This window comes from Flavihumibacter petaseus NBRC 106054 (assembly GCF_000974785.1).
GTDB lineage: Bacteria > Bacteroidota > Bacteroidia > Chitinophagales > Chitinophagaceae > Flavihumibacter > Flavihumibacter petaseus.
This window is the reverse complement of sequence record NZ_BBWV01000005.1, coordinates 1-19,165: the sequence shown is the minus strand read 5'-3', so window position 1 is coordinate 19,165 and position 19,165 is coordinate 1. Positions and strand designations below refer to the sequence as shown.

The 19,165-nt window shown below is 49.1% G+C and carries 20 protein-coding genes and 1 tRNA gene; 14 read left to right on the top strand and 7 right to left on the bottom strand.

The window, feature by feature from the left end:
* The first annotated feature begins 16 nt into the window (after positions 1 to 16).
* Positions 17 to 1,288 carry a (Fe-S)-binding protein gene (locus tag FPE01S_RS22310; RefSeq protein WP_046371345.1) on the top strand — a complete coding sequence of 424 codons (1,272 nt, stop codon included), beginning with the start codon at positions 17 to 19 and terminating at the stop codon, positions 1,286 to 1,288.
* A gap of 56 nt (positions 1,289 to 1,344) precedes the next feature.
* Positions 1,345 to 1,962 carry an SGNH/GDSL hydrolase family protein gene (locus FPE01S_RS22305; RefSeq protein WP_046371344.1) on the top strand — a complete coding sequence of 206 codons (618 nt, stop codon included), beginning with the start codon at positions 1,345 to 1,347 and terminating at the stop codon, positions 1,960 to 1,962.
* Here the strand turns inward: FPE01S_RS22305 and FPE01S_RS22300 are convergent.
* On the bottom strand, positions 1,943 to 2,443 hold the full coding sequence (locus tag FPE01S_RS22300; RefSeq protein ID WP_046371343.1) for a DUF4440 domain-containing protein: 501 nt from the start codon (positions 2,441 to 2,443) through the stop codon (positions 1,943 to 1,945). The genes FPE01S_RS22305 and FPE01S_RS22300 overlap by 20 nt on opposite strands.
* Before the next feature lie 82 nt (positions 2,444 to 2,525).
* Here FPE01S_RS22300 and FPE01S_RS22295 point away from each other — a divergent pair, with 82 nt between their 5' ends.
* Positions 2,526 to 2,906, top strand: coding sequence for a hypothetical protein (locus FPE01S_RS22295; RefSeq protein ID WP_217998263.1), 381 nt, complete (start codon positions 2,526 to 2,528; stop codon positions 2,904 to 2,906).
* A 27-nt stretch (positions 2,907 to 2,933) separates the two neighbouring features.
* Positions 2,934 to 3,404, top strand: coding sequence for a TspO/MBR family protein (locus FPE01S_RS22290; protein ID WP_046371341.1), 471 nt, complete (start codon positions 2,934 to 2,936; stop codon positions 3,402 to 3,404).
* A gap of 30 nt (positions 3,405 to 3,434) precedes the next feature.
* On the opposite strand, the gene FPE01S_RS22285 is transcribed toward FPE01S_RS22290, so the two are convergent.
* From FPE01S_RS22285 to FPE01S_RS22275, 3 genes are all read right to left on the bottom strand, one after another.
* On the bottom strand, positions 3,435 to 5,384 hold the full coding sequence (locus FPE01S_RS22285) for an alpha/beta hydrolase-fold protein (protein ID WP_083990444.1): 1,950 nt from the start codon (positions 5,382 to 5,384) through the stop codon (positions 3,435 to 3,437).
* An 84-nt stretch (positions 5,385 to 5,468) separates the two neighbouring features.
* Positions 5,469 to 7,139, bottom strand: coding sequence for a family 2A encapsulin nanocompartment cargo protein cysteine desulfurase (locus tag FPE01S_RS22280; RefSeq protein ID WP_046371340.1), 1,671 nt, complete (start codon positions 7,137 to 7,139; stop codon positions 5,469 to 5,471).
* Positions 7,123 to 8,049 carry a family 2A encapsulin nanocompartment shell protein gene (locus FPE01S_RS22275; RefSeq protein ID WP_046371339.1) on the bottom strand — a complete coding sequence of 309 codons (927 nt, stop codon included), beginning with the start codon at positions 8,047 to 8,049 and terminating at the stop codon, positions 7,123 to 7,125. Before FPE01S_RS22275 ends, FPE01S_RS22280 begins: the two co-directional genes overlap by 17 nt.
* Positions 8,050 to 8,272: 223 nt before the next feature.
* Here FPE01S_RS22275 and FPE01S_RS25985 point away from each other — a divergent pair, with 223 nt between their 5' ends.
* Positions 8,273 to 8,422, top strand: coding sequence for a hypothetical protein (locus FPE01S_RS25985; protein ID WP_157474132.1), 150 nt, complete (start codon positions 8,273 to 8,275; stop codon positions 8,420 to 8,422).
* Between the two features lie 159 nt (positions 8,423 to 8,581).
* Here the strand turns inward: FPE01S_RS25985 and FPE01S_RS22265 are convergent.
* Positions 8,582 to 8,658, bottom strand: a tRNA-Pro gene (locus tag FPE01S_RS22265).
* A gap of 90 nt (positions 8,659 to 8,748) precedes the next feature.
* Here FPE01S_RS22265 and FPE01S_RS22260 point away from each other — a divergent pair.
* Genes FPE01S_RS22260 through FPE01S_RS22225 form a run of 8 tightly spaced genes read left to right on the top strand, consistent with a single transcriptional unit; the run spans position 8,749 to position 16,255 of the window.
* A complete protein-coding gene (locus FPE01S_RS22260) occupies positions 8,749 to 10,020 on the top strand; it encodes a dihydroorotase (RefSeq protein ID WP_046371337.1) in 1,272 nt (423 codons plus the stop codon).
* Complete coding sequence (locus tag FPE01S_RS22255; RefSeq protein ID WP_046371336.1) at positions 10,017 to 10,541, top strand: DUF4199 domain-containing protein; 525 nt, start codon at positions 10,017 to 10,019, stop codon at positions 10,539 to 10,541. The genes FPE01S_RS22260 and FPE01S_RS22255 overlap by 4 nt, the downstream gene beginning before the upstream one ends.
* Before the next feature lies 1 nt (position 10,542).
* A complete protein-coding gene (locus tag FPE01S_RS22250; RefSeq protein ID WP_046371335.1) occupies positions 10,543 to 11,487 on the top strand; it encodes a glycosyltransferase family 2 protein in 945 nt (314 codons plus the stop codon).
* Complete coding sequence (locus FPE01S_RS22245; RefSeq protein ID WP_046371334.1) at positions 11,484 to 12,602, top strand: glycosyltransferase; 1,119 nt, start codon at positions 11,484 to 11,486, stop codon at positions 12,600 to 12,602. The genes FPE01S_RS22250 and FPE01S_RS22245 overlap by 4 nt, the downstream gene beginning before the upstream one ends.
* 15 nt (positions 12,603 to 12,617) lie before the next feature.
* Positions 12,618 to 13,199 carry a D-sedoheptulose-7-phosphate isomerase gene (locus tag FPE01S_RS22240; RefSeq protein WP_046371333.1) on the top strand — a complete coding sequence of 194 codons (582 nt, stop codon included), beginning with the start codon at positions 12,618 to 12,620 and terminating at the stop codon, positions 13,197 to 13,199.
* 2 nt (positions 13,200 to 13,201) lie between these two features.
* The gene (locus FPE01S_RS22235) at positions 13,202 to 13,759 is read left to right on the top strand and encodes a D-glycero-alpha-D-manno-heptose-1,7-bisphosphate 7-phosphatase (protein WP_046371332.1); all 558 of its coding nucleotides are present in this window, start codon (positions 13,202 to 13,204) and stop codon (positions 13,757 to 13,759) included.
* A 23-nt stretch (positions 13,760 to 13,782) separates the two neighbouring features.
* On the top strand, positions 13,783 to 14,814 hold the full coding sequence (locus FPE01S_RS26030) for a hypothetical protein (protein WP_169749214.1): 1,032 nt from the start codon (positions 13,783 to 13,785) through the stop codon (positions 14,812 to 14,814).
* Entirely contained in the window at positions 14,756 to 16,255 is a 1,500-nt protein-coding gene (locus FPE01S_RS22225; protein ID WP_046371331.1) for an oligosaccharide flippase family protein, read from the top strand. The genes FPE01S_RS26030 and FPE01S_RS22225 overlap by 59 nt, the downstream gene beginning before the upstream one ends.
* On the opposite strand, the gene lepA is transcribed toward FPE01S_RS22225, so the two are convergent.
* Positions 16,239 to 18,032, bottom strand: coding sequence for a translation elongation factor 4 (gene lepA / locus FPE01S_RS22220; RefSeq protein WP_046371330.1), 1,794 nt, complete (start codon positions 18,030 to 18,032; stop codon positions 16,239 to 16,241). The two genes, FPE01S_RS22225 and lepA, sit on opposite strands and share 17 nt — an antisense overlap.
* A 63-nt stretch (positions 18,033 to 18,095) precedes the next feature.
* Between lepA and FPE01S_RS22215 the strand changes: the two genes are divergently transcribed.
* The gene (locus FPE01S_RS22215; RefSeq protein WP_174446988.1) at positions 18,096 to 18,353 is read left to right on the top strand and encodes an acyl-CoA-binding protein; all 258 of its coding nucleotides are present in this window, start codon (positions 18,096 to 18,098) and stop codon (positions 18,351 to 18,353) included.
* On the opposite strand, the gene FPE01S_RS26025 is transcribed toward FPE01S_RS22215, so the two are convergent.
* Positions 18,334 to 19,165 (bottom strand): glycosyltransferase (locus FPE01S_RS26025; protein ID WP_046371328.1); only part of this gene is annotated, 832 nt, incomplete at its 5' end. The genes FPE01S_RS22215 and FPE01S_RS26025 overlap by 20 nt on opposite strands.

Sequence of the window (19,165 nt, the reverse complement as noted above, 5' to 3'; positions counted from 1 at the left end):
CGCACAATGCCTGCCTATGCATCTTGTTCAGCAAATTGCTTTTGTACTGCTGGCTACTGCTGCGATCATTTTGTTTTCCCGGAGAATCCGCGCGATACGGCGCAATATTCTGCTCGGAAAAGATGCTGATTACAGCGATCATCCCGACCGGCGCTGGAAAAATCTTTTCCTGCTGGCTTTCGGGCAGAAAAAAATGTTTGCCAATCCGCTGGTGGCCCTGATGCACCTGGTGATCTACCTGGGCTTTATCATTATTAATATTGAAGTGCTGGAAATCGTGCTGGATGGTATCTTCGGCACGCACCGTTTGTTTCGCGCGCCATTGGGTGCCCTGTACCCTGTTTTGATCAATTCTTTTGAATGGCTGGCCCTGGGTGTGCTGACGGTTTGTGTGATCTTCCTTTTGCGCCGGAATGTGATCAAACTGAAGCGGTTTATCAGTCGCGATCTGGATGGCTGGCCACGCTCCGATGCAAATTATATCCTCATTACGGAAATCATTTTGATGGTGCTTTTTCTCACCATGAATGCAGCGGATCCTTCGACCGATTTTGTTTTGTCTTCCCGGATAAGTCCTTTGTTTGCCGGCTGGTCTCCCGGGGCTTTGCATATGCTGGAGCGCACCTGCTGGTGGCTGCATATCATTGGCATTTTTGCATTTCTCAATTACCTGCCATTTTCCAAGCACCTGCACATTCTGCTGGCTTTTCCCAATGCTTATTATACGCGGCTTGAGCCAATGGGTAAGATGCATAATATGAAAACCATACAGCAGGAAGTGCTGTATGCGATGCAACCGGAGACGGCACCTTCAGGTCCGGCAGAGGCGGCTTCCTTTGGTGCAAAGGATGTGACGGATCTGTCCTGGCGCAACCTGCTGGATGCGTATAGCTGTACGGAATGTGGAAGGTGTACCGCTGCCTGTCCGGCGAATATCACCGGCAAGAAGTTGTCGCCGCGCAAGATCATGATGGATACGCGGGACCGCCTGGAGGAAGTAGGCCGGGCAATTGACATGAACGGTAGTTTTGAGCCTGATGGTAAGACGCTCGTGCACCAGTATATATCGGTAGAAGAATTGCGGGCGTGTACGGCCTGCAATGCCTGTGTGCAGGCTTGTCCGGTCAGTATCAGTCCACTGGAGATTATTCTGGAACTGCGGCGTTCACTGGTAATGGAAGAAAGCAATGCACCGCAGGAATGGAATGTACTGTTCGGAAACGTAGAGAACAACTTCGCACCCTGGAAATTCAGTCCTGATGACCGGGATGCCTGGACCAATTCCTGATATGACTCGTTTCCATGGCTGCCTTTAACCTGATAGGGTTTAATCTATAATCTGAGATGTCTTTACTTACCTACCTCGCCTTGGGCGATTCCTATACGATCGGCGAACAGGTTTCTTTGGAAGAAACTTATGCTTACCAGCTGGTGCAGTTGCTGCGGAAGAAGGGCGTTTCGATGGCAGCACCGGAGATCATTGCGCGGACGGGCTGGACGACCGGTGAGCTGAAAACTGCCATGGATGGGTATACACTATTGCCCCGGTACGATAGGGTCAGCCTGCTGATCGGGGTGAATAATCAATACCGCGGTTACCCGGTTGACCTGTATGCGGAGGGTTTTGAAGAACTGCTGACCCGGGCTATTGTTCTTGCCGGTGAGAATGCTGCAGCCGTCATGGTTTTATCGGTTCCGGACTGGGGTGTAACACCGTTTGCGGAGGGGCGTGACCGTAGGAAGATCGCTGCGGAGATCGATACTTTTAATGCGATTAACCGGGGTATTACGGAAACGATGGGGTGCGGATATACAGACATCACGCCGCTGACCCGTGAGGCCGCGCGTGATGCATCTCTGCTGGCGGGGGATGGATTGCATCCTTCGGCAAAAGACTACCGGCGCTGGTCAGGGTTGCTGGCGGCGACGGAATGGGTCAGCTCTATTTGTGATCGAAACTAAGCACTTCTTTGAGGATCCAGTCGGACCCGACGAGCAGGTAAACATGGGTGAATTTTGCTGAGCCCATCAGTTGGTCCGGTTTGCCGGGCGTGCGGCGGTAGAAATCGTGAATGCCCGACTGGACAACACCGTAGAGCTTGTCCTGGTTGTACAGGGGGTATACTTCAAGGGATTCCTTTTTTACTTTACGGATGGGTTTGTTGTTCCAGTCGCTGCAGAGGTATTTTGCGGTGTTTTCCAGGAATTGTTTTTTGTAACTGATGCCGTTCCGGTCATGATAGAATACAAGGTCTTTATCAGTCGCCCTGTTTACATATGCGGTATCGCACAAATTGAAGGCACGTTCAAAGAAGATGCTGTCGTGCCGCTGCATGGTCAGGAATAATTCCGAATCGCGGGGGACCTGCGCTGTTGTGGAGGAGCAGATAGTCGTCAACACGAAGAGCAAAATGATATTCAGGACAATTGGTAAGGTTTTCATCGTTTTTATTTGCTGGTTTGAAATCTATGAAAGATTCATTTTCCGGTTGATATAATATTATAAGCGGCAAAAGTTATTTTAGATGATGAAACAGAAATTAAAGTACATCGAACTCAAATCAGGCTATAATGATGACGGTCCGGCGTGGATTGGCTATGTTGAGTATTCCAAATCGGGCAAAACAGTCTATTTCAATGATCATGCATTCTATGGTAATGGCCATGGAGGCAGCCATGATATGGAGACCGGAGAAATTTACTGGATCACGGGAATAAAGAAAAATGGAAGTAACAGGCATGTATATGGGAGGGGTAAAATTCAGATTGAAGACCGCGCTGTTGAAGCATATGAAGCGATTACGGGCGTTAAGGTTCATCAGAACAAAGACTTTGAAATTGTAAAAATTGAAGTCACCAGCAAAGAACGGTTCAACAAATTGTATAATGAGCGGCTGGCTGACTGATGGTATAAGTATTGCTTAAGCGCCAATATGAGTAAATGGCAGAAACTGGTGCTGGCCCTCCTGCTTCCGCTGAGCGTGGGGGGCATTGGGGGGTTAGTGACGGCCCGGAATGTTGAGGAATGGTACCCGGCATTGAATAAGCCCTGGTTTACGCCTCCGAATGCCTTGTTTGGCCCGGTCTGGACGATCCTGTATTTGCTGATGGGCATTTCGTTTTACAGGATACTTTTGAAGCCACCTTCCGATGGCAGAAGAATGGCGGTGTTCATTTTCTGTTTACAGCTTTTCTTTAATTTCTGGTGGAGCCTGATATTTTTCAGGTTTCATTTAACCGGCCTGGCTTTAATTGATATTATCCTGTTATGGTTGTTGATTATGGTGATGATCCGGCAGTTTTACCGGGTTGATCACTGGGCTGCAAATATCCAGTGGCCTTATCTCGTGTGGGTGACTTTTGCGATGGTGCTTAATTTCTGGATCTGGCGTCTCAATTTATAAGCCTGAAGGATATAGTGTCAAATCGGATTCTTATTTGAACAGCACCTGGGCGAAATTGAACAGGTTATTTCTCCATACCGGCCATGTATGTCCGCCTGGGTATTCGCTATACTCATATTTTACACCGGATTCATCAAACCTGGTCATCATGATTTTGCAATTCTTGTAGGCGATGTCTTCAGGGCCGCCCATTGCTATCCAGAAATGTTTGATGTTGTCATTGATGTCAGTTGCATTGCTTTTCATAAAGGCATATTGGGGATCTGACAATGCGGGTTGATTGGCCCACCAGCCGGAACTAAAAACCCCGAGCGATGAAAATTGTTCCGAATTCCTGATGCCTGCGTAAAGCGTTTGCAGTCCGCCCATGGAAAGTCCGGCCAATGCCCTTTTTGCCGGTGATTTTGCTACCCTGAAGTTACTTTCAATAAACGGGATCAGTACTTTCATCAGTTCCTCCTCAAAACTGCGCAACGACTGCTCGCCGAAACCGGCAAGGCTGCCATTTCCCATATTGCCGTCCATCATGACAACCAGCATCGGTTCAGCTTTCTTTTCCGCGATGAGGTTATCCAGAATATTACCCGCCTTCCCCTGGGAAGACCAGCCTCTTTCATCTTCCCCGCCACCATGCAACAAATACAACACCGGGAGCCCGGCGGCATTTAAAGTGTCATATCCGGGGGGCGTGTAGACGTAACATTGCCGCCAGGAATTGGTCGTGCGCGAATGATATCTTTTGATGCGGATATCTCCATGCGGCACATTGTTAATGGCATAGTACCTGCCGCCGGTAAAGGGGATTTCTATACCGCTGGCCATTCTTCCCATCCCATAGAATGTTTCGCTTGCTGGGTCTGCTACCGGCACACCATCAATAATGAGCGAGTAATAATGAAAACCTTCGCTGACGGAATCTGTGGTTACCGCCCATATTCCGTCATTGTCTTTTACGAGGTCATATTTTTTAACGAGGTCCACCTGTACCTTTTTCGCGTCCGGTGCTTTGACGCGAAACATTACCCGGCTATCGGCAAACACCTGGGGATACCCGGCATTACGAACATTGGTGGCTGCCGGAGCACCCACCACCGGATAGCTGGAGAAAGCGGCGGTATCAACAGGTTTAAATACCAATTGGGAGAACATATACAACCCGTCCTTCCAGACTTTAAAATCATGCACTCCCGGCTCAATGCAGTAAATATGCGGCACATTATGCTGTGCGAGGTAATCATGCGTTCTTTTACTGAACCCGATCAGGCCGTCGCTTGCCCCGCAGGAAATAAACAACAGTTTTACCCGCTGTTTTACTGCTTCGGGGTCCGTTACCAATTCCTGTGGAGGCTTTGTGTTGGGCGCTGCAGAGAATGCTGCTATCCACGCGAATTGATCCAGGTTTCCCAATCCAAAATTCAGTGATTGCCCGCCACCCATGGAAAGCCCGGCGATAGCCCTGTTTTCCCTATCCTTAAGCACGGTATAATTCTTTTCGATGAAAGGAATTAGGTCAGACAACAGGTCTTTTTCAAACGTAGCGAACGCCTGCACTTTATCCGCCGCCATGATGTTACCTGTTGCACGGTCGTCTTTCATAGCCCTACCGTTGGGCATGACTACGATCATCGGCACTATTTTTCCTTCTGCATACAGGTTATCGAGGATGACCTGTGGGTTTCCGCCTTTCAGCCATTCCGTTTCATCACCACCAATGCCATGCAATAAATACAGTACAGGATATTTCTTCTTTCTTGTATAACCGGGCGGGGTGTATAAAACAGCCCGGCGTTCTGTGCCAACCGTTTTAGAAAAATAGGTGATCGTGTCAACTTTCCCGTGAGGAATATCAGTACGAATTGTATCGAAACCAACCGACCCTGGAAGTACATCCTGTTGCGCGAGGCCGGACATTGTGATCAGCAATAAAACCTTGAGTGTTATGCCGGCAATAAGCCTGGCGGGAATCCTGGCAGCAGTCATTTTGAGGTATATTAGAAAATCAATATACCAAAAATCTGAAAAACAAGTGTATATCCGACATTTAAATCTTCGTCCAGGGGGTTTTCAGGCCTTCAACTTTTGCAGGGTATTTGCGAGCAGCTCGACATCTGCGCAGGTATTGTAAAATGCCAGGGATGGCCGGACGGTGCTTTCCACACCAAACCGCCGCAGGATAGGTTGCGCGCAATGGTGCCCCGTTCTTACTGCGATGCCTTCTTTGTTCAGTGCCTTGCCCACATCGTCATTGGTATAACCCTGAAGGGTAAACGACATTACGCTTGCCTTTTCCGGGGCGGTGCCAATCAGGCGGAGTCCCGGTACCTGTTTCAGCAGGCTTGTTGCATATTCCAACAGGTAGTGCTCGTACAGGGCGATGTTTTCGATACCGAGGTGGCTGACATAGTCAAGTGCAACACCGAGTCCCACCGCGTCGGCAATATTACCCGTGCCTGCTTCATACCGCAAAGGCGCCTTATGGTATTCCGTATGTTCGAAGGTGACATCTTTGATCATGTTGCCCCCACCCTGCCAGGGCTCGGCCTGGTTGAGCAGTTCTTCTTTACCATATAAAACACCGATACCGGTGGGACCAAAGATTTTATGGCCGGAAAACACGAACCAGTCTGCGTTCAGGGACTGCACATCGGTTCGCATATGTGAAACCGATTGGGCGCCATCGAGCAATACTTTAGCCCCTGCCCTATGGGCCATTTCAATGATTGCCGGTGCGGGTGTGATCGTACCGAGGGCATTGGAGACCTGGGTAAAGGCAACCAGCTTCGTTTTACTGTTCAGCAGTTTAGCGTATTCGTCCAGCAGCACCTGGCCGCTGTCATCTACAGGTGCTACGCGCAGTTTGAGATTCTTTTTCGCTGCCAGCTGCTGCCAGGGAACGATATTGGCGTGGTGTTCCAGGTGGGTGACAACGATCTCATCGCCGCTTTGCAGGAATTGTTCGCCCCAGCTTTTCGCCACCAGGTTGATCGCTTCGGTTGTGCCGCGAACGAAGACGATCTCATTGGGAGAAGCCGCATTGATGAATGCCTGTACTTTTTTCCGGGCGCCTTCATAGGCATCAGTGGACCGGGCGGCCAGTTCGTGCGCTGCGCGGTGAACATTGGAGTTCTCATGCTCGTAGAAATGACTGATCCGGTCGATCACCTGTTTGGGTTTCTGGGTGGTGGCAGCGTTATCCAACCAGACCAGCTGTTTCCCGTTGACCCGTTCGGAGAGGATCGGAAAATCTTTTTTTATGATACCGGCATCGAAGCCCCATGAACCCGGAAGGCTGCCCTGTTTGTTCATGAAATAGTACGATGGCGTTTCGCCGCCGGCAAGACCGGGGATCTGGGTGATAATATCAGCCGGGAAAAGCGAAAGCATTCCGCGAAGGTTCAGCCAGGTATTGGGATCGCTTTCAGCTGGCAGGTATTCTTTAAACCGGAGCGAAGGTGCGAAAAGAGTGTCCCCAGGAATGCTGTTGCTGGTTGGATCGCGGAGGTTTTTGTCGGGAAAGCCGGTTTGCGGATCATCTATATTGATGTTGTTGCCGTGCTGGATGCCTGAAGGTGATTGGCCGCTGCCTGCCACAGAAGGAGGCGTCCGGTGATGGTTACCATACTGCCCTTGTTGCACTTGTTGCCCCTGTTGCCCCTGTTCCCGGAATAACTGGTTGGCCAGTTGCTGCAGTTCCGATTCGTCCGGCAGTCCGTTTCGGTTAATATTTGTATTCATGGTAATTGCCGGTTTCTACATCATCAAGTACAGCAATGGCGTCATCTACCAGAACTGCCAGTGAACAATACAGGGAAACCAGATAGGAAGCGATGGCTTTATCGTTGATTCCCATAAACCGAACCGATAACCCGGGGGACTGCTCACCCTGGAGTCCGGGCTGGAAAAGTCCGACGACGCCCTGGCGGCTTTCACCAGTGCGGAGAAGGATAATCTTTGATTTACCATTTTCCATCGGGAGTTTATTCGAAGGGATCAATGGAATGCCCCGCCAGGTGAGGAAAGGTGACCCGAACAAGGTTACGGTAGGTGGCGGCACGCCTCTCCGGGTACATTCACGGCCAAAGGCTGCGATTGCCTGCGGATGCAGCAGGAAGAAGCCCGGTTCTTTCCAGACCAGCGCGATCAGCGCGTCGAGATCATCGGGAGTGGGTGCACCTGAACGGGTTTTGATGCGTTGTGATGGGGCGATGCTGTGCAGCAGTCCGTATTCCTTGTTGTTAATCAGTTCGCTTTCCTGACGTTCTTTGATGGTTTCAATAGCCAGGCGTAATTGTTCGCTGATCTGGTTGTACGGTTTGCTGTAGAGATCGGAGACCCTGGTGTGTACATCGACGATGGTCTGCACCGCTGCGAGGTTGTACTCCCTGGGGTTTTCAATGTAGTCGACAAATGTCTGGGGAAGGATCCTTTCATCCCGTGCAGAGCAGTCGACAACGATGGCTCCGGCATCTTTTACTTTGTTGAGGCGATAGACCCCGGATTCGACGCCTACCCAGCTGAGGAGGCGGGTGAGCCACCTGGGGCTGATGGTGACCATCTGGGGAACAGTACGGGTAGCGATGGCTAATTGGCGTGCTGCTACGTCACCCAGTGCTGTCTGCTGGTAATTACTGATCTGTTCTGCCATAGAGATATGTTTTGAGCGTTAAAAACATGAAGGGATACAGATTGGGCGTATCTTAAGCAAATACAGCAGAAAGGAAAGCAAGAGAGGTATTCTTCGTTAAATTAGAGATTAGCGGGGTTCTGCACAAATTTATTTCCCGCCAAATAACTTATCTGGCATTTTAGCTGACTTTTCCGGATGTGAAATTTTTGCTGACTCTGTTTGCCAGTTAAACCACCTGTTAATGTTTACATATAAAATATCCTTCCGGGCGAGTCGCAATTCCAGTGAATACATCTTTCTTGTGTCACTGGCCAATGCCATTAATCCTAATTCTGTATTTATTGCAATGGAATCTCCGCGTGTCACCCGGGGTGCAGACAGCCCGGAATAAGCCAGCCAGAAATCGCCTGACTGAATAATAATGAAGTATACTTTATTCACATGGTTCACCGAGGATACAATTCCTGGTAGAATGGCTGCTGAGCTTTGGACATGAAACAATGAAGAAAGCCCTGAAACACTTGTTGGTCAGTGTTCCAGGGCTTTCTTCTGGTCGGGACGACTGGATTCGAACCAGCGACCTCTTGCACCCCATGCAAACGCGCTACCGGGCTGCGCTACGTCCCGTCTTTTTCCCTTGCGGGGTGGCAAAGCTACGGTAAAATTTGATTACACAAAAATCAAATAACAATGCTAATTTCGCGGAACGTTACACCGATGAAAGTAGTACTACAATCAGTCCTCATCAACGATCCCCGCTCTACTTATTTTGGTTCCATTAAAGACATCCTGGTTAAAGATGGCATTATCATGTCCATTGAAGACAACATCGGTACCGAAGATGCCGTGGTCTTCAAAGAACAGGGATGTGTCGCTTCACCGGGCTGGGTGGACACCTTTGCCCATTTCAATGATCCCGGTACGGAGTACAAGGAAACGATTGAATCCGGTGCGGAAGCAGCAGCAGCGGGAGGATTTACCACTGTGCTCGTACTTCCCAATACCCAACCGGTCATTGATACCAAGTCAGCCGTCGAATACATCATGGCGAAAAATGACCGGCTTCCCACCCGCGTGTTACCGATTGGCGCAGTGACCCGGCGTGCTGAAGGAAAAGAACTGGCGGAAATGTATGACATGAGTACCAATGGTGCGGCTGCGTTCAGTGATGGTCTTTACCCTATCCAGTCGTCCGGCATTCTCGTGAAGGCGCTGCAATACCTGAAAGCAATCAACGGTGTGCTGATCCAGGTACCTGATGATACGAGTCTTTCCGCGAACGGGCTGATGAATGAAGGCGTAATTTCCACCCGGCTGGGACTGCCGGGAAAGCCCATGATGGCGGAGGAACTCCTGGTAGCACGTGACATCAAACTGGCACGCTATACGCAAAGCCGGATCCATTTTACAGGCGTGACGTCACCGAAGTCAATCGATTATATTTCCAGGGCAAAAGCATCGGGCCTTGCTGTTACCTGTTCGGTTACGCCCTATCATCTTTTCTTCAGTGATGAAGACCTGATGGATTACGATACGCAGCTGAAGGTGAATCCTCCCCTGCGCACCGTGAAAGACAGGGACGCCCTCCGCGAAGCCGTACTGAATGGTGTAGTGGATACGATCGCCACGCATCATTTTCCGCATGACTTTGATGCCAAGATTGTGGAGTTCGAGTATGCAAAGTATGGCATGATCGGGCTGGAATCTGCTTATGGCGCGGTAAAAGCAGCGATACCGGGCATTTCGGAAACGAGACTGGGGGAACTGTTCTCACTCAATGCCAGGAAGATCTTCAACCTGCCGGACGCCCGCGTGGAAGCGGGTCAGCCTGCAGCCATTACACTTCATCTTCCCGAAAACAGTTTTGTTTTCAGCAAAGAACATATCCGTTCCAAATCCGATAATTCGGCATTTTTCGGTAAACCACTGAAGGGGCGTATTGCCGGAACGATCTCCGGAAAGCATTACCGGTTTAATAAACTCTCATGATCCGACGTGTTGCGCTGATCACCGGGGTCTCCCTGGGATTATTGTATGGCATCGTGCTTTTTGCCACCTACCAGGCAGGGATACCCGTAATGGCATCCTTTTTAAATATCTATACGTGGTTCCCTCTAATCATAGTGCCGGTCGGTGCGGTAGCCTGGTGGCTGCGGCGCAATCTTGTGCCTGTGCCCGATCTGAAAGAGCTGTTACAGTATGCATTTCTGGCCTATGTGGTGTACGAAGTGTTATATGCGATGTGTACCTACGGATTGTTCGGGCTGTACGACAGGACGGCGAATGATCAGCTGATCCGGCACCTGCTTGCGCAGACCGAAGCAAAAATGGCCGGGCAGCAGGTTCCGAAGGAAAAGCTGGACGAAATCAGGAAGTTGGCCGGTTCGGAAAAAGGACCGCTTACCATCCGCAAAGTGTTGCTGGGATTCGGAACGAACCTGGTGCTCGATTTCATCAAGTCCCTGTTTATTGCTACTATTACCAAACAAACCGTCCATCCAAAACGATAACATGGATCTTTCCATCGTCATACCCTTACTGAATGAGGCTGAGTCTTTGCCGGAGTTATGTGCCTGGATCTGCCGCGTGATGGACGAAAACGGCTACAGTTATGAGGTGATCCTCGTGGATGATGGCAGTACGGACGAAAGCTGGGAAGTGATTAAGACCCTGCATCGCGAGAATCCGCTGATCAAGGGGATCAAATTTCAGCGTAATTATGGAAAATCCGGCGCATTGAATGAGGGATTCCGGGCTGCTCAGGGAGACGTTGTGATCACGATGGATGCAGACCTGCAGGACTCTCCCGATGAAATTCCCGGGCTTCGCTCGATGATCCTCAATGATGGTTATGACCTGGTGAGCGGCTGGAAAAAAAAGCGGTATGACAATACCCTGACCAAAAATCTTCCTTCCAAATTATTTAATGCAGCAACCCGCAGTGTGTCGGGGATCTACCTCCATGATTTTAATTGCGGCCTGAAAGCCTACCGGCAGAAAACCGTGAAGAGTATTGAAGTGTACGGTGAGATGCACCGTTACATACCTGTGATTGCCAAATGGGCCGGTTTCAGAAAGATCGGAGAAAAAGTGGTAGAACATCGTGCCCGGAAATACGGCGTAACAAAATTCGGCCTGAGCCGGTTTGTCAATGGTTTCCTTGACCTTGCTTCCATTACTTTTGTCGGAAAATACGGCAAGAAACCCATGCACTTTTTCGGTTTATGGGGAACGTTATGTTTTCTGATCGGCTTTATTTCGATTACCTACCTGATCATCGGAAAGATCGTTGATCCTGAAGTGAGTCTCAGTAACCGGCCTGCTTTTTATATCGGGCTAACGGTGATGATTATTGGTTCCCAGTTGTTCCTTGCGGGGTTCCTGGGAGAACTGATCTCCCGGAATGCACCGGGACGGAACCTTTATCTGATTGAAGAAAAAACCGGATTAGGATGAGGATCGTGATCCTCGGACCGGCGCATCCGTTCCGTGGCGGCGGAATTACCACTTTCAATGAACGTATGGCCAGGGCTTTACAGGAGGCCGGGCATGAAGTGACCATTGTCAATTTTACTGTACAGTATCCCGGTTTTCTTTTTCCCGGCAAAAGTCAGCTGACCGATGAGCCTGCGCCCACGGATATACTGATCGAACGGCGGTTGCATTCCATGAATCCCATCAGCTGGTTCCGTACCGGCCTGTACCTGCGCCGCAGCCGTCCTGACCTGATCATTGTACGCTTCTGGCTGCCCCTTATGGGGCCTGCATTTGGCACTGTGCTGCGGATCGCAAGGGGCAACAGGCATACCAAAATCACTGCGATAACAGATAATATCCGTCCGCATGAGAAAAGGCCGGGCGACAAAATATTCACTCGCTATTTCCTGAAGAGCTGTGACCGGTTTGTGTGTATGAGTAGCAAAGTCAGGGAAGACCTGCTGGCCTTCGGACTACCGCAACCCGTGCTGCAGGTAGAGCATCCCCTGTACGACAATTTCGGGGCCGCAGCCGGCAGGGAAGAAGCCAGGCAGCGACTGGGTTTGGCGCCGGAAGATAAGGTGATGCTTTTTTTCGGGTTTATCAGGCAGTACAAGGGACTGGACCTCTTGCTGGAAGCCATGACCCTGCTCGAAGATCCCTGGCTGAAACTGGTGGTAGCAGGCGAGTTTTACGAGGATGAAGCCCTGTACCGGCCCTTGATGGACCCACTGATCAGTTCCGGAAAATTACTGTTGCATCAAAATTTTATACCCAATGATGCCGTTAAGTATTATTTCAGTGCTGCGGACGTGGTGGTACAACCCTACCGAAATGCCACACAAAGCGGCGTGACACCCCTGGCCTATCATTTTGAAAAGCCGATGATCGTCACCCGGGTTGGAGGCCTTCCTGATTATGTAAAAGATGGGGAAACCGGGCTGGTTACAGCTGCGGAACCTGCTGCGATTGCCGATGCTATCACCCGGTTTTTTACACTTGGTGAATCACATTTTATATCGCAGATTCGTACTGAAAAGAAGAGATTCAGCTGGCAGGTATTTTGCGAATCCCTGCTCAGGTTTAACCGTTAACGTAAAAACAAGCATATGCAGGAAACCATCAGTGCATTGATCCGGGCATCGATTGACACGAAGCAGCAATTGCTGAAAGATGAAACGATATTAAACACCATCAATGATGTGGCTGATCTCATGACAGCGGCATTTAAAGATGGCAAAAGGGCATGGTTCTGTGGCAATGGCGGCAGCGCTGCGGATGCACAGCACCTGGCGGCGGAACTTAGCGGGCGTTTCTACCTGAACCGGGTGGCGCTTCCAGCCGAAGCCCTGCATTGCAATACCTCTTACCTGACAGCAGTTGCCAATGATTTCGGTTACGATGTTGCCTATGCGCGTCTGGTGGAAGGCATTATGGGTAAAGGCGATGTGCTGCTGGGATTCTCCACATCCGGCAACTCTCCCAATATCCTTGCAGCATTTGAAATGGCCCGGTCGAAGGGGGTGCATACTGTTGGGCTTACCGGGGAAACCGGTGGCAAAATGCGTCCGCTTTGTGACTACCTGATCAATATTCCATCGAAGGATACTCCCCGGATCCAGGAGAGTCATATTCTTGTCGGACATATCGTTTGTCAACTTGTTGAGGCCGCATATTTTCCCACTAAGTAGTTATGCTGAATCTTGCTGAAATCCGCAGGGACTGGACCCTGTTCCTGGACCGCGATGGTGTGATCAATATTGAAAAGGAAGCTGATTATATCTATCATCCCGGAGAGTTTGTGTTGTATGACGGTGTGCTGGATGCACTCGAGATCTTAAAAACCCGGTTCGGGCGGATCGTGATGGTTACCAATCAGCGGGGCATCGCAAAGGGACTAATGACAGAAAAGGATCTTCACGATATCCACGATCACATGCTGGAACTGTTCTCCTCCCGGGGCGTGGTGATAGATGAGATCTATTTTAACAGTTCTCTTGATGACGAACATCCCGACCGTAAGCCACAGCCCGGGATGGCATATAAGGCCAAAGCAGCCTTTCCTCAGATCTGGTTTGAGAAATCGGTAATGGTGGGTAATAATCTCAGTGACATGTTGTTCGGGAGAAATGCCGGTATGCATACCGTTTTTCTGCTGACCACTTCGCCCGATCAACCCCTTCCCCACCCGGCTATTGATCTGGCTTTCAATGACCTGTTAAATTTTGCGCAGGCAATTCCTGCGGTATGAATTTGGTACCTTCATATCCTGATATGAAAATAAAATCCCTATTCCTCCTGATCGCTTTATTGCCTGCCTTATACCTTTCTGCCCAGCGCAACATCAAAGCTGCTGACTGGAAGGATCTTGAAAAACGGGAAGATTCCCTGAAAGTGTTTGCTGACAGCATGGTCAATGCAGAACGTGCCGGGACCAGGTTCCTGGCAGACAGCAATTTTGTAAAAGGATTTGTGCGTGCCTTAAAAGTTCCCTGGTCATTTCAGTTCCCTTTCGATTCACTGACTACCGTATCGCAGTTGTATGCGCCTGATAGCAGCTTCCGGATCTTTACCTGGCAGCTGAAGAAAGACGAATACATGTATTTTCAGAAGGGAGCCATCCAGATGCGTACCAAAAATGGCACATTGCGGTTGTATCCCCTGTTTGATGTTTCCATGTTCACCAGGAAACCGGATGATTCCGTACGGAACCGCCAGAACTGGATCGGTGCACTTTACTACAAGATCATTGCAAAAACCTGGCAAGGTAAAACCTTTTATACCCTCCTGGGATTTGATGGGTTTACCGTATCCAGTAACCGCAAATGGATGGAAGTTTTGTCGTTCGATGACAATACCGGTGAACCGGTTTTTGGCGGACCATTCTTCGTAATACAACCGGATTCAGCAAAAAAGAAAACTACTGTGAATCGTTTCCATATCGAGTATAAGAAGGAAGCAAGTACTACGTTCAATTACAGTTCGGAAAAAGACATGGTGATCTTTGATCACCTGATCTCTGAAACAGACGAACCCAATCGCGCGGAGACTTATGTTCCTGATGGAGATTTTGAAGGATTTGAATGGAAGGACGGGAAGTGGGTACAGATCAAGAAAGTTTTTGTTGATGTGCCTGATCAGTTCAAGAATGTGGATCCCTACCTCGGGAATGCACCTGCTGAAGATGCTTTGCTTGACAAAGACGGAAATATTGACGAGAAGAAGCTGGAAGAAAGATCAAGGAAGAATGAAGAAAAAGGAAAAGAGAAGCCCAAACCCAAACCCAAGAAACCTGTCAGCAACTAAAAATAAGATCCCGTTTTACCATTTGCTGTTGCAGTATAGCAATACTGCACTGAACATCATTTTCCCGCTCATTTTATTCCCATATATGACCCGTACGCTGGGACCTTCGGGTTACGGCGTACTGGGCTTTTATGAGTCGATGATGCTGGTGGTGACAGTGCTTGCTGCGTTTGGCGTGAATTACTACGGATTGCGGCTGCTGAGTAAATCGGCGATTGGGGATACCGATCAGGCAAATACCGTTCTGCACCTTTTGCTAATCAATGGGATAATGGCACTATTGGGTGTTGCAATCTATTTCGTATATATAGCCCTCAAACCGGTGCATATCGGAAACTGGACGATTTCAATATTATATGGGTATATCATGGTGATTTACCTGTTCAATGCTGACTGGTATTTTCAGTCTCAGGAAAAGTACCGGTTTTTATTGTTGCGAACGCTGATACTTCGGCTTTTTGTGCTGGTGAGTGCTTTGGTCTTTGTCAGACAACCCGCGCACCTGATTTATTATATTGTCATCAGTGCGATCAACTATTCCCTGATAGCGGTATCCACCGGATGGAACCTCAGGCACCTGCTTAGGCACTGGCACTGGGATCCGGCATTGCTCCGCAAACTGATCACAGCGCTCTCTCCTTTCGCTGTCATGGGTATATTGAGTTCGTTGTATTTTGCAATCGACACCATCCTGCTGGCACGTTATGGAAGGATCACAGAACTTGGCCATTATACCGTTGCGGTCAAGATCGTGAGACTGAGTCTCAATGTATTTGTCGCTGCTTCGATTGTGTTTTTTGTGAAACTGTTCCGTACCCGGGTTGATCGTTCCCTGCAGGCAGACAGTATGCTGATGACCGTGCATCTGAGTATTCCGGTGTCTGCGTTGTTATTCTTCCTGGCGGAGCCGGTGATCCGTTTTATTTCCGGTGAAAGTTACCTTCCTTCCGTTCCGTTGCTCCAATTATTTGCGTTGCTGTGGGTGATTGTGCCTTTACATGATTTCTTTGCCATACAGGTATTGATGGTTCATCACAAGGAAAAGCAGCTGGTAATCATTTATGGTTTTGCGTGTGTGCTGTCTTTTGTGCTGAATGTGATGCTGATCCCCCTTTGGTTCACGCAGGGAGCGGCAATAGCAATTGTGCTGACCGAGATATTTGTACTCGTCGCTACAATCTGGCAATCCCGTTCGCATTTTCGCTTTAGATGGCAGCATTTCGGTGAAGTGATGGGCTGCCTGCTGTGTTTTCCAGTTGCTTACGGTGCATCTTCATTTGCTGCAGGATGGAGCAGTCAGCCGGTTTTGCAACTCATTATCGTTACTATCGGAACCCTGGTGGTGTATGCCGGGATTCAATGGTATGTTCTGGCCAATCCTTTCTGGAAAAGGATGATCAGATCATTAACAATTGAAAAGGAAACTAGTCGTCCAGTTTAAGAACAGCGAGGAATGCCTCCTGCGGCACTTCAACAGAGCCAATCTGACGCATCCGCTTCTTACCTTCTTTCTGCTTCTCCAGAAGTTTACGTTTCCGGCTGATATCACCACCATAACATTTGGCGGTAACATCCTTACGCATCGCGCTGATGTTCTCCCGGGCAACGATTTTGGCGCCGATTGCAGCCTGGATCGCGATGAGGAACTGTTGGCGCGGGAGCAATTCTTTCAGCTTTTCGCAAAGTTTACGACCGAAGTCGTTTGCCCTGCTGCGATGGATCAGCGCACTGAGTGCATCCACTTTTTCCTGGTTCAGCAGGATATCCATCTTCACGATATCCGCTTCGCGGTAGCCGATAGGATGGTAATCGAAAGATGCATAACCCCTGGTCTGGCTCTTCAGCTTATCGTAGAAATCAAAAACAATCTCGGTGAGTGGCATTTCGAAGATCAGCTCTACCCGCGTTTGTGTGAGGTAGCTCTGGTTGATCAGGATGCCGCGTTTTCCGAGGCAGAGCGTCATGATATTGCCGATATATTCCGGCTTGGTAATAATCTGTGCTTTGATAAAGGGCTCTTCGATCCGGTCAATCCTGCTTGGATCCGGCATTTCGGTCGGGTTGTTCACCAATACCTTTTCACCCTTTGACGTGTAGGCGATAAAGCTAACGTTGGGAACGGTAGTGATTACTGTCTGGTTGAATTCCCGTTCCAGCCTTTCCTGGATAATCTCCATGTGGAGCATGCCCAGGAATCCGCAACGGAATCCGAATCCAAGCGCCTGGGATGTTTCCAGTTCGTAGGTAAGGGAAGCATCGTTCAGCTGGAGTTTATCCATGCAGTCGCGGAGCTCTTCAAATTCATCTGTTTCCACCGGGAAGATACCAGCGAATACCATGGGTTTAACCTCTTCGAAACCCTTGATCATTTCGGTGGTCGGATTGGCTGCGAGCGTGATGGTATCACCAACCTTCACATCCTTGGCGTTCTTGATACCGGTAATTACATAGCCCACATCGCCTGCGGCTACTTCATTGACCTCCGTCATTTTCAGTTTGAGGATGCCCACTTCGTCGGCAAAGTATTCCTGACCGGTTGACAGGAACCGGATCCTGTCACCTTTTTTAATGGTTCCGTTGAGAATCCTGAAATAAACGATGATTCCGCGATAGCTGTTGAATACGCTGTCAAAGATCAGCGCCTGCAGCGGAGCCTGTGGATCACCTTTTGGTGGAGGAATTCTTTCCACAATGGCTTCCAGGATTGCATCCACACCAAGACCTGTACGTCCGCTTGCCAAAAGGATTTCTTCCGGTTTGCAGCCGATGAGTTCCACGATCTGGTCTTTTACTTCCTCGATCATAGCGCCATCCATATCGATCTTATTGATCACCGGGATGATTTCCAGGTCATTATCGATCGCCAGGTACAGGTTGGAAATGGTTTGTGCCTGTATACCCTGAGCAGCATCGACAACCAGTAATGCCCCTTCGCAGGCAGCCAGGGCACGGCTCACTTCATAACTGAAGTCCACGTGACCGGGGGTATCGATCAAATTCAGAACATATTTTTCATTATTGGGACGCTGGTAGTTGATCTGAATGGCGTGGCTCTTGATCGTAATGCCCTTTTCCCGCTCGAGGTCCATATCGTCCAATACCTGGTCCATCATTTCCCGTTCGCTGATCGTATTGGTTGTTTGTAACAGCCTGTCTGCCAGCGTACTTTTTCCGTGGTCAATATGGGCGATAATGCAAAAATTCCGGATGTGCTTCATCAATGCTTCTTAAATGCGGTGCAAAAGTAACGAAAAGGTGTTAGTTTCGCAGCAAACTTACCTATGATGGATTTACAGGAGCAGTTTAATCAAGCCGTTGCCGACAGCAAATCTCTTTCCGAGCGCCCCAGTAACGAAACCCTGCTGCAATTGTACTCCCTCTACAAACAAGCCACTGACGGGGATGTAAATGGTGAGGCCCCCAATATGTTTGATTTTGTGGCCAAAGCGAAATATGAGGCCTGGGCCGCGTTAAAGGGTAAATCTCAGGATGCCGCGCGTTCTGAATATATTGCGCTGGTCAATAAACTGATGAATTAAGCAGATTTTCCAGAGCACTGGCCAAATGCCTGCCTGTGGCAACATTTTCCGCAATTTTCAACAAATTTTGCCTCTTCGTTAAATAATCTTCTTCGGTTATTGTAGGGATGATCGCTGGCAATTCATGAAGGTCACGGATCAGCCAGCCGATATTCATTTCGCTGATAAATCCGGCTGAGCCTGAAGATTCCGGTGCGATTACGGGTAAGCCTGAAAGAATATAAAGGGAAAGTTTATGGTGGTTGACATAGGACATGTATCTGCCAACGCTTCCCCCTTCTGGGGTGAAATCGTCGCCATCCCAGATAAGGCCGAATTTGCCCAGGATGATATTGGGTAATACTTTTGGATCAAGTATGCCCATCCAATGCAGGTTGGGTTGGTTTTTCATGTTTTCTGTCAGTCCTGGTCCATATACGTAGAACTGAAGAGGCTGTAAATCGCCTGTTTTCTCGAGAAACGGACTCTTGGAAAGGTTACCGGAGAAATTAATGGTGATATCGGATGAAGGTTGGCGCTGGTTGACCGGCGCCAGAAAATCAAATGGTCCGAGGGTCGAAAAGTTGGCCGCAGGCACATGTTTCAATAACCAGCCAGCCATGTTCCCGTTGTGAACGATGAAACGTGAAAAATGCTTCAGGAATCGAATCTCCTTCTTCAACAACAAATCATCTCCGTCTTTCAACCCGTCAATATCGGTAATAAACAGAATAATATTTGTATGCTTACGCCGCAATGTTTTGAGCAGGTACCGGTATAGTTTTGGATAAACCGGGAATTGGGCAACGACGATATCATTTTCCCGGATTTGT

Coding starts and splice junctions, on each gene's coding strand:
- FPE01S_RS22275 (WP_046371339.1), bottom strand. CDS start 8,049: ATGGCAGAACAGATCAGTAATTACCAGCAGACAGCACTGGGTGACGTA.
- FPE01S_RS22300 (WP_046371343.1), bottom strand. CDS start 2,443: ATGAAAACCTTACCAATTGTCCTGAATATCATTTTGCTCTTCGTGTTG.
- FPE01S_RS22240 (WP_046371333.1), top strand. CDS start 12,618: ATGCAGGAAACCATCAGTGCATTGATCCGGGCATCGATTGACACGAAG.
- FPE01S_RS22245 (WP_046371334.1), top strand. CDS start 11,484: ATGAGGATCGTGATCCTCGGACCGGCGCATCCGTTCCGTGGCGGCGGA.
- FPE01S_RS22215 (WP_174446988.1), top strand. CDS start 18,096: ATGATGGATTTACAGGAGCAGTTTAATCAAGCCGTTGCCGACAGCAAA.
- lepA (WP_046371330.1), bottom strand. CDS start 18,032: ATGAAGCACATCCGGAATTTTTGCATTATCGCCCATATTGACCACGGA.
- FPE01S_RS22285 (WP_083990444.1), bottom strand. CDS start 5,384: ATGACTGCTGCCAGGATTCCCGCCAGGCTTATTGCCGGCATAACACTC.
- FPE01S_RS22235 (WP_046371332.1), top strand. CDS start 13,202: ATGCTGAATCTTGCTGAAATCCGCAGGGACTGGACCCTGTTCCTGGAC.
- FPE01S_RS22290 (WP_046371341.1), top strand. CDS start 2,934: ATGAGTAAATGGCAGAAACTGGTGCTGGCCCTCCTGCTTCCGCTGAGC.
- FPE01S_RS22260 (WP_046371337.1), top strand. CDS start 8,749: ATGAAAGTAGTACTACAATCAGTCCTCATCAACGATCCCCGCTCTACT.
- FPE01S_RS22255 (WP_046371336.1), top strand. CDS start 10,017: ATGATCCGACGTGTTGCGCTGATCACCGGGGTCTCCCTGGGATTATTG.
- FPE01S_RS22280 (WP_046371340.1), bottom strand. CDS start 7,139: ATGAATACAAATATTAACCGAAACGGACTGCCGGACGAATCGGAACTG.
- FPE01S_RS25985 (WP_157474132.1), top strand. CDS start 8,273: ATGTTTACATATAAAATATCCTTCCGGGCGAGTCGCAATTCCAGTGAA.
- FPE01S_RS22305 (WP_046371344.1), top strand. CDS start 1,345: ATGTCTTTACTTACCTACCTCGCCTTGGGCGATTCCTATACGATCGGC.
- FPE01S_RS22250 (WP_046371335.1), top strand. CDS start 10,543: ATGGATCTTTCCATCGTCATACCCTTACTGAATGAGGCTGAGTCTTTG.
- FPE01S_RS22310 (WP_046371345.1), top strand. CDS start 17: ATGCATCTTGTTCAGCAAATTGCTTTTGTACTGCTGGCTACTGCTGCG.
- FPE01S_RS26030 (WP_169749214.1), top strand. CDS start 13,783: ATGAAAATAAAATCCCTATTCCTCCTGATCGCTTTATTGCCTGCCTTA.
- FPE01S_RS22295 (WP_217998263.1), top strand. CDS start 2,526: ATGATGAAACAGAAATTAAAGTACATCGAACTCAAATCAGGCTATAAT.
- FPE01S_RS22225 (WP_046371331.1), top strand. CDS start 14,756: ATGAAGAAAAAGGAAAAGAGAAGCCCAAACCCAAACCCAAGAAACCTG.